We start from the raw sequence: 14,132 nt of genomic DNA on the forward strand, positions 1-14,132 counted from the left end.
TGCCGCGGGCGGGGGGGGCGGTGGCGGGGGTGGGGGGGGCGGGGGTGGCTGTGGCCGGGGTGGCTGTGGCCGGGGTGGCTGTGGCCGGGGTGGCTGTGGCCGGGGTGGCTGTGGCCGGGGTGGCTGTGGCCGGGGTGGCTGTGGCCGGGGTGGCTGTGGCCGGGGTGGCTGTGGCCGGGGTGGCTGTGGCCGGGGCTCCTGCAGCCGGGGCGGCTGTGGCCGCGGTGCCTGTGGCCGGGCGGCTGCGGCCGGGGCGCCGGAGCCGCGAGGCCTGCGGCGGGATGCCTGCGGCCGGGGCGCCGGAGCCGGGGCGCCGGAGCCGCTAAGCCCCCACCGGCGCGAACCCCGCGGCCCGGCGTCCCACCCGGACCGCCGTCGCGGCGAACCGCCCGTAGACCGCGGCCAGCAACCCCAGATCGACCGCCACTCCGGCCCCGAGCGGCCACGTACGGCCGTCCACCCACGCCCGCACCTCCCGCTCGGCCGTTCCCACCAGCGCAACCGCGTCACCGAGCGGCGCCTCGTCCCCGCCGACCAGCACCTCACGCAGCGCCCGCGCCGCGGCCACCGCATGCCCACCCAGCCGTCCCACCGCGGGCCGGAGGTCCGACGGCACCGGCCCCCGCGCCTCGGCAACCTCCCGCGCAAGTCCACCCATCCGAGTGAGATCCGCGGCGGTGTGCGCGGCCGCGACCACCGCCTTCACCCCCGCCTCCGGCGGCGCGTGCAGGGCCAGCAGCGCGCACGCCTGGTCCTCGCACGCGGCCCCGAGCGCGGCCACCGCGGCGGCCTGTTCCCGCGCACGTCCGCCCAGCGTGTGGTCACTTTCCAGGACCGAGCGCGTGGCCTCCTCGAGCGCGATCGCGACGAGGTCGCCCAGGTCCGCCAGCCGGTGGGCGAGCGTCACGAGCTCCTTCTCAAACGCCGTCGGCATGGCGGCAGGAAACCACCCCGCCCGGGTGTCGGCATCCGGAATTGTCGGACCCCCGTGCTCTCCTCATCGGCAAGAGCGGTGCACCCCGCACCCGGAGGACAAGGAGAGACCGATGGCAGGCGAAACGATGGTCACCGTGGTCGGCAACCTCACGAGCGACCCCGATCTGCGCTTCACCCCGGGCGGCTCGGCGGTCGCGAACTTCACGGTCGCGAGCACCCCACGCGTGTTCGACCGCGAATCCGGTTCCTGGCGCGACGGTGACGCGCTGTTCCTGCGCTGCAGCCTGTGGCGGGAGCACGCGGAAAACGTCGCCGAGTCGCTCGTGCGTGGTGCCCGCGTGATCGCCCACGGCCGGCTGAGACAGCGGTCGTACGACACGAAGGAGGGCGAGAAGCGCACCGTCGTGGAGCTGGAGGTCGAGGAAATCGGGCCGTCCCTGCGGTACGCCACGGCCAAGGTGACGAAGGCCGTCCGCGCCACGGGCGGCGAAGGGAGCAGTTCCTGGACCCCGGAACCGGTGGGGGCGGGGAAGCCGCCCTTCTGACTCCCATCCGTTCGCGACCGGCCTCCGAACGCTCGTCGACGGGGCTTCGACCCGTGCTGGATCGCCTGCGGTGACGATGAGGGGACGCTCCGGCCGGACCCGATGTCGAAATCCCGCGTGCCGATTCGACGCAGCAGCAGAGGCCGAACCACGAGCGGGAGGGACCGACATGGACGGGAACGAGAACACCGGCTCACCGGCCGCGCACCCGGAGGTCAACCACCGGATGCGGGCGATGCTCCGAGCGGTCGGCGCCGGCCGCGCCCGGGTGTCGTGGAGCAGCGAGCCGGACCTGTTCATCGACGGCCTCTCGTGCGGCGACCAGTTCGCGGCCCACGCACTGGCCCACCAGGGCCTCATCCGCGCGGCCCGCCCCGGCCGCCCGGGCGAGCTGGTGCCGGCGGTCCTGACCCCCGCAGGCCAGGCCCTCATCGCCCCCGACCAGCAATCGGCCGCCTGACCCGGCGACCGGCGGATGTTTGACAACTCAACAGAGAAGGCTTAATCCCTACGTCAGGCGAGGCCCGCGCAAACCGGGCGACGGCCCGGCCCGCCGCCAACGGCCCGCACCTACCGGCCCTGCTGCGTGACCTGTCCCGGCGGTGGCCTGCGCCTACTGGCCCTTGCCGCGGGAACCAGGTCCGGCGGCGGCCCGCGCCTACCGGCCTTTGCCGCGGAAACAGGGCCCAGCAGAACGACCCGCGCCTACCGGCCCTGCTGCGGGAACTGCCCCGGCTGCTGCCCCTGCGGGAGCTGCCCCTGCTGCGGAAAGCCCTGCGGCTGGGAAGGGTGCGGCGGAAACCCCTGCGGCGCAACGCCCTGCGAGGGGTGCGGCGGGTAGCCCGACGCGGCCTGCTGCTGGGCCTGGCCCTGCTCTTCCTGGGCCTGCAGCCGGACCGCGTCCTCCTTCGGGATGCGGTTCTCGATCCCGCAGAACGTGCACTGCGCCGTGTACTTGACGCTGATCGGGAACAGCGGGATGAAGAACAGCGTGAACTTCGTGACCGCCTTGCGCACCGCGTGCGAAGCCGGATTGCCGCACCGGCCGCACAGGAACGTCGTCATCGCCAGCACGTAGATGCGGGTACGCCAGCCCCAGATCAGCATCGTTCTTCTCTCTTTCGGTTCTTCCTTCGCCGCGCAGCCTCGCACACCGTGGCCGCCCGCCGGGGCGGTTTCGCCGATCCCACAGGCACCGGCATCGGGCGAACCGGACATTCGGCCCGTACCCAACGCCGTGGCCGAGGACAACTAGATTGGGATCATGCCGAGCGACTTCGCCCTGAAGACCATGAACGCCGTCCACCGCGGCCTGATCAAGCTCACCGGTGGGCGGGTGGGCTGGCAGGTCGCCATGCCGGTCCTGGAACTCACCACCGTCGGCCGCAAGAGCGGGCAGCCGCGGTCGGTGCTGCTGACCTCGCCCCACCAGGACGGCGACACGTGGGTCGTCGTGGCGTCGCGGGGCGGCGACGACACGCACCCCGCGTGGTTCCTCAACCTCCGTGACCACCCCGAAGTCGAGGTCTCGCTGAAGGGCGGCCCGAAGCGGCCGATGCGGGCCCGGGTCGCCGACGCCGGAGAGCGGGCGCGGCTGTGGCCCAAGATCACCGCCGACTTCAAGAACTACGCGCAGTACCAGACGAAGACCGAGCGCGAGATCCCGCTCGTCTTCCTCGAACCGCGGTAGGTCACGACCGCGCCGTCAGGTAGGCCGGGTCGGCGGCGGGGATCGGCTTGTCCGGCACCCCGGCCAGCAGCCGGCTCATGGCGTGGAAGTACGGCGGCGCGGCGACCGTGCCGCCGAACGCGCCGTGGCCGCAGTTGCCGAGGTGCACCGGGGTGCCCGGGCAGATCTCCCGCGGGTGCGGCCCGTCGGCGAACACCATCGACGACACCGCGTAGTCGTCGACACCTCCGACGAAGGCGACCGATTCGCTCAACTGCGTCGTACCCGTCTTGCCGATGTCGGGCCGGGTCCAGCCGGCCGCGTGGGCCGCTTCGGCGGACGTGCCGCTCGTGGTGTCCTTGCTCAGCCCCGCTTCCAGGGTGTCCGCCACGCCCTGGGGGACGACTCGTTCGCACGCCTGCTGCGTGACCGGCACGGCGTTGCCGTTCCGGTCGGTCACCGACAGGATCGGGTTCGGCGGGCACCAGACGCCGCCGCTCATCAGCGTCGCCGACACGTTCGCCATCTCCAGCGGGCTGACCGGGCTGTTGCCGAGGGTGAACGACAGCAGGTTCTGGAAGTACTGCGACTGCGGCTCGCTGAACTGCGGGTTGCCCGACTTCGGGTCCGGCGTGCGGCCGGCGTCGTTGGTCGCGAGGGTGTTCCGCAGGCCGAGCTTGTAGGCCATGTCCAGCACGGCGGGCATCCCGACCTGGCTCTCCAGCCCGACGAACGCGACGTTCGGCGACGTCGCCAGCCCGTCGGCCAGGCTGATCGGGTCCGCGTAGTGACCGTCGTTGTGGACGGTGTAGCACGAGGCGTGCGCGTCCGGCACCGGGAAGCACTGGCTGTCCGGGTTGGGCAGCGGGGTGTCGAGGCCCGCCTTGCCGGAGACGAGCGCCGCCGCCGAGGTGAAGATCTTGAACGACGAGCCCGCGCCGAACTCGTTGCTCGCGTCGGCGACGATGTCGGTCGACGTCTCGCCCTGCGCCGGATCGGTGCCGTAGTTGCGGTTGGCGACCATGGCGAGCACCTGGTGCCCGTCCTGGCCGGGCTGGACGACGGCGAAGGTGTTGGCCACGCCGTCCTGGGTGGTCGGCACGTTCGCGTCGACGGCGTCCTTGGTCACCTGCGAGACGCGCGGGTCGAGGGTGGTCTTGATCGTGTACCCGCCGGTGGCCAGCCGGTCGGCGGTGAACCCGGCGTGCACCAGGTAGCTCTCCGCGTAGGCGCAGAAGAAGCCTGCGTCCGGGGCCGCGCCCAGGCAGGTGCCGGACGGGGTGACCGGGCCGTTCGGCAGCAGCCCGAGCGGGGCCGCCTTCGCCGTCGTCGCGTACGAGGCCGGAATGGAGCCGTTGGTGACCATGTCGTCGATCACCAGGTTGCGGCGCTGCAGCGCCTTGTCCGGGTGCGTGTACGGGTTGTAGATGCTGGGGTTGTTCACCATTCCGGCGAGCAGCGCCGCCTGCGGAACGGTCAGTTTGTCCGGGGTCGTCCCGAAATACGCCTTGGCCGCCGCGCCGACCCCGTACACGGTTCCGCTGAATTCGACCACATTGAGGTAATTCGCCAGAATGTCGTCCTTGCTCATGGTCGCGTTGAGCTGCACGGCCATTTTCGCCTCACGCAGCTTGCGGGCGAGCGAGTCCTCGCGGTCGGCCTGCTGGGCGGCCGGGTCGTTCCGGTCGACGACGTTGATCAGGTAGTTCTTGACCTCCTGCTGCGTGATCGTCGAGGCACCCTGCAGCGCCCCGCCTGTGCTGTCGTTGACCGCCGCGCGGAGCATCCCCTGCATGTCGACGCCGCCTTCGGTGTAGAACCGGCGGTCCTCGACCGCGATGATCGCGGCCTTCATCGTGGTCGCGATCCCGGCCGCGGTGACGGGCAGGCGGTACTGGGCGTACAGCGTCGCGATCGGGGTGCCGTCGCGGTCGGTGACCGTGGTCACCAGCGGCGGATCGGCGGCGGCGAGCTGGGCGGAAATGGCGTCCACCGAATCGCTGACCTGATTCGACAACAGGCCCGCGCCGATGGCGGCGGGCGCCACCGTTCCGGCCACCAGAATTCCGGCGAGCAGACACAAACCGACAAAAGGGACCACACCCCCGCGACGTTTCACGAATTCGAGATTAGGCATCGGGCGATAAAGGTTCCGTTCGGTGAGACATGTGCCTCACCGGGCCAACCTGCCCAGCAGGGCCGACGCGACCGAAACGGCCACCGCCGTCGCCACCGCCAGCACGGCGAAATCGGTCCCCAGGTGGGCGGGCGTCCCGATGAGCAGCCCGCGCAGCGCGTCGACCTGGTAGCTCAGCGGGTTGACGTGGCTGAGCACCTGCAGCCACGACGGCATCAGGTCCACCGGGTACAGCGCGTTCGAGCCGAAGAACAGCGGCATGGTGATCGCCTGCCCGATGCCCATCAGCCGTTCCCGCGACAGCACGATCCCGGCGATCACGATGGACAGGCAGCAGAAGAACGCCGAACCGAGCACGAGGACGACGGCCATCGCGAGGAGCTTCAGCGGGTTCGCGGTCAGCCCGACACCGAGCACCGCGGCCAAGATCAGCACCATCAGCGCCTGCACGAGCGCACGGACCCCGGCCGCGAAGGCCTTCCCCGCGACGAGCGCCGCACGCGGGGTCGGGGTCACCAGGAGCTTGGCGAGCACGCCCGCGTCCCGCTCCCAGATGATCTGGATGCCGTAGAAGATCGCGATGAACAGCGCCGACTGGGCCAGGATGCCCGGCGCCAGGAAGTCGAGGTACGGCGTCGAGCCGGTCGGGATCGCGCGCAGCCGGGTGAACGTCTCGCCGAAGATCAGCAGCCACAGCGCGGGCTGGATCGCCCGGGTGAGCAGCTCGGTCTGATCGCGGCGCAGCTTCTGCAGCTCCACCAGGCACATCGCGCCGACGCGGGCGCCGAGCACGCGCAGCCGGCGCAGCGGGCCCTCGTCAGCCGAGACGGCGGGCGGTACGGCGAGTGGCACGGACACCGCGGATCCCTCCTTCTTCGTGGTCGATCCGGTCCCCGGTCACCGCGCGGAACACGTCGTCCAAAGTGGACTCCGGGCCGAGGCCGGCCTCCAGTTCGGCGGGGGTGCCCAGCGCGCGGATGCGGCCGGCGTGCATCAGGGCGACGCGGTCGCAGTACTGCTCGGCCTCGTCCATGTAGTGCGTGGTGACGAGCACGGTCATGCCGGTCGCCTCGCGGATCGAGGCGATCCGGTCCCACACCGACGAGCGGGCGACCGGGTCGAGCCCGATCGTCGGCTCGTCGAGGATGAGCAGCCTCGGCGAGCTGACCAGGGCCTGGGCGAGCTCGAGCCGGCGGATCATGCCCCCGGAGTACGTCTTGGCCGTGCGGTCGGCGTCGGCGGCCAGCCCGACCAGCTCCAAGGCCAGCCGCACCTGGTCGGCCCGCTCCCGGCGCGGCACGTCGAAGAGCCGCGCGAACAGGGCGACGTTCTCGCGGCCGGTCAGCGCGCTGTCGGCGGACAGCTGCTGCGGGACGTACCCGATCAGCCGGCGCACGGCCATCCGGCGGCGCGCCACGTCGACGCCGAAGACGGTGATGCGGTCCGGGCCGGCCGGCAGCAGCGTGGTGATCATCCGGAGGGTGGTCGTCTTGCCGGCGCCGTTCGGGCCGAGCAGGCCGAACACCTCGCCCGGGTGGATTTCGAGGTCGACACCGTCCACCGCGCGGGTCGTGCCGAACGAGTGGCTCAGGCCGGTGCAGCGCACCGCCGCGGGTTCGGTCATGGCTGCTCCTTCAGGATGCCCGTGAGTTTTTCCAGTGCCGGCAACGCCTGCCCGATCGCGGTGATGTCCTCTTCGGACAGTTTCGCGAGGGCATCGGCGACGAGCCCGGTGCGGGCGCGGCGCCAGGCGGCCATCCGCTCGGCGGCCGCGGCGGTGATCTCCAGCCGCGCCGCGCGCCGGTCGGCGGGGTCGGCCTCGCGGCGCAGCAGGCCCGCATCGGCGAGCTGGTTCACCAGCGTGCTGACCGAGTTGTTGGCCAGGTGCAGCTCGCGAGCGGCCGCGGCGACGCCGATGCCGGGGCGGTCGGCCACCACGCGCAGAAGCTCGGCCTGGGCGCCGGGCAGTGGGCTACCCGGCACGTCGGCCCGCACCCGCCGGCGCACCACCCGCCGGATGCCCTGGACGGCCCCCAGCAGCCGGTCGGCGAGTTCGGTCATGCTTTCGAAGGTAGCTCTGCCTCAGATCTATTAGCAACGCTAAATGTCCGGTTGGTGAGGAAAGGAGGAAAGTGCCTCCGACGCGTTGTCAGCCGATGGCGAGCCGGCCTCGGTCAGGCCGTGATCACGATTGCTCGCGGCTGAAAGGGATACCGCTGATCGGTGGAACCTGACCGGGCGTGACCGTTCGGCGGCGAAGTGCTGCCGTTCGCCGCGTGCCCGGCCGGTTCGGGGCCGGAACTCCCGGCGCGGGCGCATGCTGTCCTTTCCGGCCCCGCGTCCCCGCGCCTGACGTCCACAGTGGACACTGCCAGTGCGCCCGGTCCGGCGGCCTCCGAGATGAGGATAGGAACGTTCGTCGTGACCCTGCTGGACAGCAAGCTCGTCCGGTGCTGGACCTCCCGCCCGCACCTGCAGTCCCTCTACACCCTCGCCGCGGCCGCCCCGCGGGTGCGCGCCGCCCTCGGCCTCGCACCCACCGGCGGCGGCACGGTCGACTTCAAGGTGGCGGGGGACGCGCTGGCGCGCACCGAGGCGGAGCTGATCGCCGCGACGTCGGCGCGGCTGCCGGTGCACCCGCTGGTGACGCAGGACCTCCAGGGCCGGTCCACGGTCCGGTGCTGGCGGCGCAACCGTGACCTGCGCGTGCTGACCGGCGACCTGGTGGACGTCGCGGACCGGCTGGCCAGGGCGGGGTACGGCGGGTCCCTGCGGTTCGCGACCGTCGAGTTCGGCGAGCCGGCCGGGCGCCGCGAGGGGAAGCTGGCCCTGGTCTACCTGTTCGACCGCGGCACGTTCCACACCGCGGCACCCGGGGCCCGCCGGCTGGACCGGGCCCTGGAACTGCGCGCCCGGGCGGCCTTGCACGGCGCGCTGCCGCTCGAACCGGTCGCGCAGCGGCGGTTCGTGCTCTGAGCCGCCCCGAAGAACCGCGCCCCTGAAAATCCGCCGATTGGCGCAGCCGCGGTGTTCTGCGAGGATGCTGCTCTCGTCCGATCGAAGGAGATGGCCGTGGCTTCTCGTCTGAACCCGTACCTGCGCTTCCGCGACGACGCGCGGCAGGCCATGGAGTTCTACAAGGGTGTCTTCGGCGGCACGCTCACCCTGAACACGTTCGGGGAATTCGGTTCACCCGAAGGAGCGGACGCGGACAAGGTCATGCACGCCCAGCTGGAGGCCGAGAACGGCTTCACGCTGATGGCGGCGGACACCCCGGCCGGGATGGAGCACAACCCGGGCACCAACATCTCGGTCAGCCTCAGCGGGGACGACGCCGGCGACCTGCGCGGCTACTGGGACAGGCTGAGCGAGGGCGGTACCGTCACGGTTCCGTTCGAAAAGCAGATGTGGGGCGACGAATTCGGCGCCTGCGTCGACAAGTTCGGCATCCCCTGGATGGTCAACGTCGTGCACGGCTAGCCACGAGCCGTTGCAGCCGGTGCCCCCGTCGGTGACGATGGGGGAGCCGGCGTGGCGTGGCGCCGGGCCGAAGGAGGCCCGATGGCGGGTTTTCCCTGGACGTGTGCGCAGTGCGGCGCGGTCAACGACCCCGCGGCGCGGCGCTGCGCCCGGTGCGCGGGCCTGGCGCCGGGCCGGGCCCGTGCCCGGGCGCTGTGGGTGCTGCTGACCCTGATGGTGGTCGCCGGCGTCGCGGTGGGCGGGGTCCTGCTCTACACCGGGCGCTCGCGGCCTCCGCCGTCCGCGACGGGGCCGTTCCCGGAGTACACGACACCCGCGCTGCCGACCACCAAGACCGTGGTCACGACCGCGAACGGCGTGACCCCGCCCGTCACGCCGTCCACGAGCACGGCGACGGACAAACCGTGCCCGCAGGACGCCGCGCGCTACCTGCCCGGCGGCACGGGGACCGCGCTGCTCGTGGCGCAGACCGCGAAGTCCTTGGTGACGATCTGCCGGACCCCCGACGGCCGGATCTTCTACGACGGCCAGGCCCGCGGGCAGCCCGCCTCCGACGACACCCACATCATGCTGCCGGCCCAGGCCGAGGGCGACGGCTTCGTGGCGGTCAACGGCGACTACCGCTACCGGGTCGGCGGCGGCAGGCTGGTGGTGTCGGCGGGGTCCGGCGTGCTCTCGGACGAGGAGCTGACCACCGTCGGCTGAGCGCCGATCGTGCGCCCCTACCCAGGATGTGGGAGTGGCGGCCGTCACCGGGCCCCGATCAGCATGCTGGGGCCATGGCTTCTCCGCTGGACAACCCGACCTGGGCGTCGTTGGCCGGACCGCACGCCCACTTCGCGGAACGGCAGGGGCGCGTGCTGCGCTACCCCGAGGACATCGCGCCCTTCCTGGCCCTGCCCGACGACCCGGGTGAGCAGGACTGGCTGGACGTCGCCGAGCTGGCCGGGCCGGGTGCGGTCGTCGTGCTGGCCGCGACCGTCGCCCGGCCGCCATCCGGCTGGGAGGTGCTCGACGAGGTCCGCGGCGTGCAGCTGGTCGACGAGGGGGTCGCGGCCGCGCCCGAGCCGGAAGCCGTCCGGCTCGGCCCCGCGGACGTGCCGGAGATGCTGGACCTCGTCGAGCGGACGCGGCCGGGGCCGTTCCGGAAGCGGACCGTCGAGCTCGGCACCTACCTCGGCATCCGGCGCGGCGGCGCGCTCGTCGCGATGGCCGGCGAGCGCCTGCACCCGCCGGGCTACTCGGAGATCAGCGCGGTCTGCACGGACCCGGCCCACCGCGGGCAAGGCCTCGCGACGCGCCTGGTGCTCGCGGTGGCCGCGGGCATCCGCGAGCGCGGCGAGATCCCGATGATGCACGCGGCCGCGAGCAACACCTCGGCGATCCGCCTCTACCTCTCGCTGGGGTTCGCGCTGCGGCGCCGGCCGGACTTCGTGGCGGTGCGCGTGCCGCTCGCGGTCGCGGTCTAGGCACCGGTCGACGACCCGGGCCGGACGATCATCAGCACCGTCACCACCGCCCACAGCAGGTTGAACACGCCGGTCAGCATGGCCAGCCGGCCGAGCGTGTCCGATGTGGACTCCGAGGCCAGCAGCCGCTTCTGGCGCGGCAGGATCAGCAGCGCGAGCACGGCGGCCGCGACCGCCGTCAGGCCGATCGACACGAGCAGCCACGGGTCGCCCATGACGTGCATCGTGCCCGCGACGCCGAAGCCGAACACCGGCACCGCGATGGCCGCGTAGGCGTACACGCGGCAGATCCGGTGCAGCAGGGTCGCCGCCTTGACGTCGTCGCGGCGGACCGCGGCGGGGAACATGCTGGCCGCGACCGCGACCGGGCCCACGGCGAGGATCGCCGCCAGGACGTGGATCGAAAGCAGGATTTTCGACACGCGCCCGAAGTTAGCGATCTTCGCGGCTCCGGAGGAGTGGCGGGATCGCCAGGAATCGCCGGGATCCGGCCATCTCGCGGCGCGATGTCGATCCGGGGCCGCCCGGATCGACGCTCCGGTGACGGGAAGGGGAGCACGATGACCGCCATGACCAGAACCTCGAACCGAGTCCGGAGCCTGCCGGTCCTGCTCGCCACCGAGGACGACGCCGAGGACATGGGTCTGCTGGCGCCCGACGGCCGGCTGACCTGCCACGTGCACGGCCGGTGGATCCACCAGTGCGTCGCCTCGCCGGCGCACGTCAGCCCGGTCACCCGGCACCGCTGGTGCCGCGGCTGCCGGACCGAGCTGGCCGTCGCGGTGGACGAGCTGGCCCTGGCCGTGACGATGTCCTGCCCGCGCTGCGGTGCCGGCGGCAGCGCCGCCACCACCCGGCTGACCGCGGCCTGCCGCGCGAGCCTCGCCGCCGAGCGCGCCGCCCGCCACGCTGCTTGAGAGCGTGGCTCAGCCCGGCACCCACATGGTGACGCGGGTGCCGCGGCCCGGCTGTGAGTCCACCGTGCCGTGCCCGCCGACCTCGGCCAGCCGGGCCATGATGGACTGGCTGATACCGAAGCCCGGGGGCCGGTCGCGGACGTCGAAGCCCTGGCCCTGATCGCGGGCCACCACCGCGATCCCGCCGTCGCGTTCCTCCACGCGCAACACGACCTGCTTCGTCCCCGAGTGCTTCACCGTGTTGCGCAACGCTTCCCGGACGGCTTCGCACAACGCGGTGCGCCGGTCCTGCGAGACCTTGTGGTCATCGGCGAAGTCCGCGGCGACGAGCTGCGTGCGCAGGCCGTCGCGCGCCAGATCGGTGGCGACGTCGGCGAGCTGGACGGCGAAGCTCCGCGTCGGCCCGGTCGGCACGGGCTCGGTGATCCGGCGGCGCAGCTCGGCCGCCTCCGCCTTGGCGACCGACCGCAGCTCCGAAAGCCGCGTGACGGCCTGGGCGTCGTCGCCCGGGGCCGAAATGGCGAGGGCTTCGAGGGTCTGCAGCACGCTGTCGTGCATGATGCGCCGCGTCCGGCGGCGCTCGGCCTCGCGCCCGCGCCGCAATCCGATGTCCACCGCGAACCGCGTGCCGACGCCGAGCAGGATGAGGATCGCCACGGCGAGCACGATCGCCACCGCCAGCGCCACCATGCAGCCGATCGACCGGTTCAGGGCGAGCTGGTTGCTCAGCGGCAGCCCGCCCGCCAGGGTCAGCAGCGCCCGGAACGGAACGGCCGCGGCGAACAGCCACAGCGCGGCGGGCAGCCCGGACGTGCCGGCCCACATGGCGACCGAGCCGACCAGCCAGGTCCACGAGACGTCGACGGCGAACGGCTGGATCTCGGCCGGCGCCGTCATCGCGACGACGAGGTTGAGGAGCACACCGAGGGAAAGGTCCAGACCGAGGGCGCGCCCGGTGAGCCGGGCCCGCAGGCCACCCGCGCGCAGCACCCAGATGACGGCCGCGGTGTTGGCGGCGACGGCGAAGGCGGTGGCCCCGAGCACCGGCCCGAGCCCCAGCACGCCGTTCGAGGCGGTGAACCCGATGAACACCTTGACGAAGGCGGCGGCCCGGTAGGCCAGCGGAACGGCCACCCAGTAGCGCGAGGCACGGGCGAGCGTCGCGTCCCCGACGGCGGTCAGGTCGCCGCTGTCGCCCACGGGGTCGGCGGGTTCCGCGGGTGTGCCGCTGCGCAGAAGCGTGCGGACGAAGGCGCGCGGCGGTGCGGCGGAGCCCGCCTCGGGCATCGGTGGTCCCCATTCATCCGGCCGTCCGGGCGGCCTGAGCCTGGCAGCGGGGCAGGGGAGCCGTCAACCGTTCCGGCCCGGAGCCAGCCCGCTGGAGCAAAGCCCTCGACCGCTTCGTGATCTACCGGTCGCCCACGGAGAGGAGTGGTGGGCGCACCGCAGCCGTGCCGCGGTCAGTACGCGTGGAACATCGTGTCCTCGCCCGTGTACTCCGCCCAGCCCGGCGAGCCCGTCGTCGCGAAGCGGAGCCACGCGCCGTTCAGCTCGGCCGCCAGCTCGACCGGTGGGTTCTCGCCCAGCAGGCCGCGCGGTCCCGAAAGCGTGTCCAACGCCCCGAACACGAACGGCAGCTCCAGCCCGTGGCACGCCCCCAGCCGGCCTTCGAGCAGGGGCGAGCCCCACTCGAACTCGTACCGGAAGGTGCGGCCGGTGTGGTTCTCGGCCAGGTCGCGCACGCCGTCGCGGAAGACCAGGTCCGTCAGGGCCTCGACCAGGACCTCGCCCGCCGTGCGGTCCGAACCGAGGCCGTAGGCGTACAGCACGCCCGCCGGGTCCGGGTGCGAGACTGCCAGGGAGGCCACCGCCTGGTCGTCGGTGACCGCTTCCAGCGCGCCCGTCGGGACCAGGTAGAGCCGCATCTCTTCGCTGCAGCTGCCCGCGATCAGGTCGACGTCGCGGCCCGCGCCCGCCTTGATCGTCTTGGCCGGGTGGTGCGGCAGGACGTCGTCGCCGGTCACCGGGAGGAAGGGGCTCAAGCCGTAGCCGCGGTCGTAGCCCAGCGCGTCGCGGAGGTCGGGGGCTCCGCCCGGGCGGAGGACCGCGTCCTGGGCGTCGAGCAGCTGCTCGGTCGACACCTTGCGGAACGCTTCCGCCGTCGGTTCCGCCTTCAGCTCGTCGGCGACGACCTTGGCCAGCCGCCGGGCCTGGACGCCGTCGCGGACCATGTCCGGGTGTCCGCTTTGGACGATCGCGCGCCGGAACAGGCCGGTCGAGAGGGGCGAGCCGAGCAGGCAGGCGACGCTGACCGCGCCCGAGGCCGCGCCGAAGAGGGTGACGTTGGCCGGGTCGCCGCCGAAGGCCGCGATGTTCTCCTGCACCCAGTGCAGGGCGGCGAGCTGGTCGCGGAGGCCGAGGTTGGTCGCGCCGCCGTCCAGGGGGAGGAAACCGTCGATGCCGAGCCGGTACTGGACCGTCACCAGCACCGCGCCGGCGCGGGCGAACGCCGTGCCGTCGTGGACCGCGGCGGAGGCGGCACCGCCGAGGAACGCCCCGCCGTGCACGAACACCAGCACCGGCAGGGAAGCGGCGCCCGGCTGCGGGGTCCAGACGTCGACCGTCAGGTACTCCGGTCCCGGCCGCCAGCCGGTGCCGGTGAGCGGGGTCAGGTCGAGGCCGGGCACGTCGTGACGGCGCTGCGGCGCCGTCGGCCCCGGTCTCCGCGTCTCGCGGACGCCCTCCCACGGTGGGGCGGGGACGGGCTCGGCGAAGCGCAGCTCGCCTTCGGGCGCGGCGGCGTAGGGAATGCCGCGGAAGAGCACCACGCCGGCGGGGGTGACCTGACCGCGGACCGCGCCGGACGTGGTGGGGACGACGGGGTCGGTCATGCGGGGGTCCCTTCGTGGACTGTCGGGGGAAGCGCCCGTCAGCCTAGGACCGCGGACGGGCCGCCGTCATGGGCGTTCCGTCTCCGGG

Annotated in this window: 17 protein-coding genes; 8 read left to right on the plus strand and 9 right to left on the minus strand. The window is 72.9% G+C overall.

From position 1 onward, the window contains the following. Positions 1-322: 322 nt before the first annotated feature. Positions 323-934, minus strand: coding sequence for a PhoU domain-containing protein (locus tag ACWEF6_RS08820; protein ID WP_449682351.1), 612 nt, complete (start codon positions 932-934; stop codon positions 323-325). Positions 935-1,046: 112 nt separating this feature from the next. Between ACWEF6_RS08820 and ACWEF6_RS08825 the strand changes: the two genes are divergently transcribed. Next, positions 1,047-1,481, plus strand: a complete 435-nt coding sequence (locus ACWEF6_RS08825; RefSeq protein WP_449682352.1) for a single-stranded DNA-binding protein — start codon at positions 1,047-1,049, stop codon at positions 1,479-1,481. Between the two features lie 169 nt (positions 1,482-1,650). Further along, complete coding sequence (locus ACWEF6_RS08830; protein ID WP_449682353.1) at positions 1,651-1,941, plus strand: hypothetical protein; 291 nt, start codon at positions 1,651-1,653, stop codon at positions 1,939-1,941. Between the two features lie 245 nt (positions 1,942-2,186). Here ACWEF6_RS08830 and ACWEF6_RS08835 read toward each other — a convergent pair whose 3' ends face one another. After that, complete coding sequence (locus tag ACWEF6_RS08835; protein ID WP_449682354.1) at positions 2,187-2,588, minus strand: zinc-ribbon domain-containing protein; 402 nt, start codon at positions 2,586-2,588, stop codon at positions 2,187-2,189. 157 nt (positions 2,589-2,745) lie between these two features. Here ACWEF6_RS08835 and ACWEF6_RS08840 point away from each other — a divergent pair, with 157 nt between their 5' ends. Further along, positions 2,746-3,171 (plus strand): nitroreductase/quinone reductase family protein, encoded by a 426-nt coding sequence (locus tag ACWEF6_RS08840; RefSeq protein WP_449682355.1) that lies wholly within the window; start codon positions 2,746-2,748, stop codon positions 3,169-3,171. Position 3,172: 1 nt separating this feature from the next. On the opposite strand, the gene ACWEF6_RS08845 is transcribed toward ACWEF6_RS08840, so the two are convergent. Genes ACWEF6_RS08845 through ACWEF6_RS08860 form a run of 4 tightly spaced genes read right to left on the minus strand, consistent with a single transcriptional unit; the run spans position 3,173 to position 7,348 of the window. Then, a complete protein-coding gene (locus tag ACWEF6_RS08845; RefSeq protein ID WP_449682356.1) occupies positions 3,173-5,287 on the minus strand; it encodes a transglycosylase domain-containing protein in 2,115 nt (704 codons plus the stop codon). A gap of 36 nt (positions 5,288-5,323) precedes the next feature. Further along, complete coding sequence (locus tag ACWEF6_RS08850) at positions 5,324-6,145, minus strand: ABC transporter permease (RefSeq protein ID WP_310977346.1); 822 nt, start codon at positions 6,143-6,145, stop codon at positions 5,324-5,326. Next, positions 6,105-6,911 (minus strand): ABC transporter ATP-binding protein, encoded by an 807-nt coding sequence (locus ACWEF6_RS08855; protein WP_449682357.1) that lies wholly within the window; start codon positions 6,909-6,911, stop codon positions 6,105-6,107. Before ACWEF6_RS08855 ends, ACWEF6_RS08850 begins: the two co-directional genes overlap by 41 nt. Beyond that, the gene (locus ACWEF6_RS08860) at positions 6,908-7,348 is read right to left on the minus strand and encodes a MarR family winged helix-turn-helix transcriptional regulator (protein WP_449682358.1); all 441 of its coding nucleotides are present in this window, start codon (positions 7,346-7,348) and stop codon (positions 6,908-6,910) included. Before ACWEF6_RS08860 ends, ACWEF6_RS08855 begins: the two co-directional genes overlap by 4 nt. Before the next feature lie 360 nt (positions 7,349-7,708). Between ACWEF6_RS08860 and pspAB the strand changes: the two genes are divergently transcribed. The 4 genes from pspAB (at position 7,709) to ACWEF6_RS08880 (ending at position 10,236) form a co-directional block, all read left to right on the plus strand. Then, complete coding sequence (pspAB, locus tag ACWEF6_RS08865) at positions 7,709-8,263, plus strand: PspA-associated protein PspAB (protein WP_449682359.1); 555 nt, start codon at positions 7,709-7,711, stop codon at positions 8,261-8,263. A 96-nt stretch (positions 8,264-8,359) separates the two neighbouring features. Continuing rightward, positions 8,360-8,767, plus strand: coding sequence for a VOC family protein (locus tag ACWEF6_RS08870; RefSeq protein ID WP_449682360.1), 408 nt, complete (start codon positions 8,360-8,362; stop codon positions 8,765-8,767). A gap of 81 nt (positions 8,768-8,848) precedes the next feature. Then, entirely contained in the window at positions 8,849-9,472 is a 624-nt protein-coding gene (locus ACWEF6_RS08875; protein WP_449682361.1) for a hypothetical protein, read from the plus strand. A gap of 74 nt (positions 9,473-9,546) precedes the next feature. Beyond that, the gene (locus tag ACWEF6_RS08880; protein ID WP_449682362.1) at positions 9,547-10,236 is read left to right on the plus strand and encodes a GNAT family N-acetyltransferase; all 690 of its coding nucleotides are present in this window, start codon (positions 9,547-9,549) and stop codon (positions 10,234-10,236) included. Here ACWEF6_RS08880 and ACWEF6_RS08885 read toward each other — a convergent pair. Continuing rightward, positions 10,233-10,658: a hypothetical protein gene (locus tag ACWEF6_RS08885; protein ID WP_449682363.1), complete on the minus strand. Its 426-nt coding sequence runs from the start codon at positions 10,656-10,658 to the stop codon at positions 10,233-10,235. The genes ACWEF6_RS08880 and ACWEF6_RS08885 overlap by 4 nt on opposite strands. A 147-nt stretch (positions 10,659-10,805) precedes the next feature. On the opposite strand from ACWEF6_RS08885, the gene ACWEF6_RS08890 reads away from it, so the two are divergent. Next, on the plus strand, positions 10,806-11,153 hold the full coding sequence (locus ACWEF6_RS08890) for a hypothetical protein (RefSeq protein WP_449682364.1): 348 nt from the start codon (positions 10,806-10,808) through the stop codon (positions 11,151-11,153). A gap of 9 nt (positions 11,154-11,162) precedes the next feature. Here the strand turns inward: ACWEF6_RS08890 and ACWEF6_RS08895 are convergent, their stop codons facing one another. Both ACWEF6_RS08895 and ACWEF6_RS08900 read right to left on the minus strand, forming a co-directional pair. Further along, positions 11,163-12,440 carry a sensor histidine kinase gene (locus ACWEF6_RS08895; protein ID WP_449682365.1) on the minus strand — a complete coding sequence of 426 codons (1,278 nt, stop codon included), beginning with the start codon at positions 12,438-12,440 and terminating at the stop codon, positions 11,163-11,165. 173 nt (positions 12,441-12,613) lie between these two features. Further along, complete coding sequence (locus ACWEF6_RS08900) at positions 12,614-14,044, minus strand: carboxylesterase/lipase family protein (RefSeq protein ID WP_449682366.1); 1,431 nt, start codon at positions 14,042-14,044, stop codon at positions 12,614-12,616. Between the last annotated feature and the right edge of the window lie 88 nt (positions 14,045-14,132).

Source organism: Amycolatopsis sp. NPDC004772 (assembly GCF_053601215.1).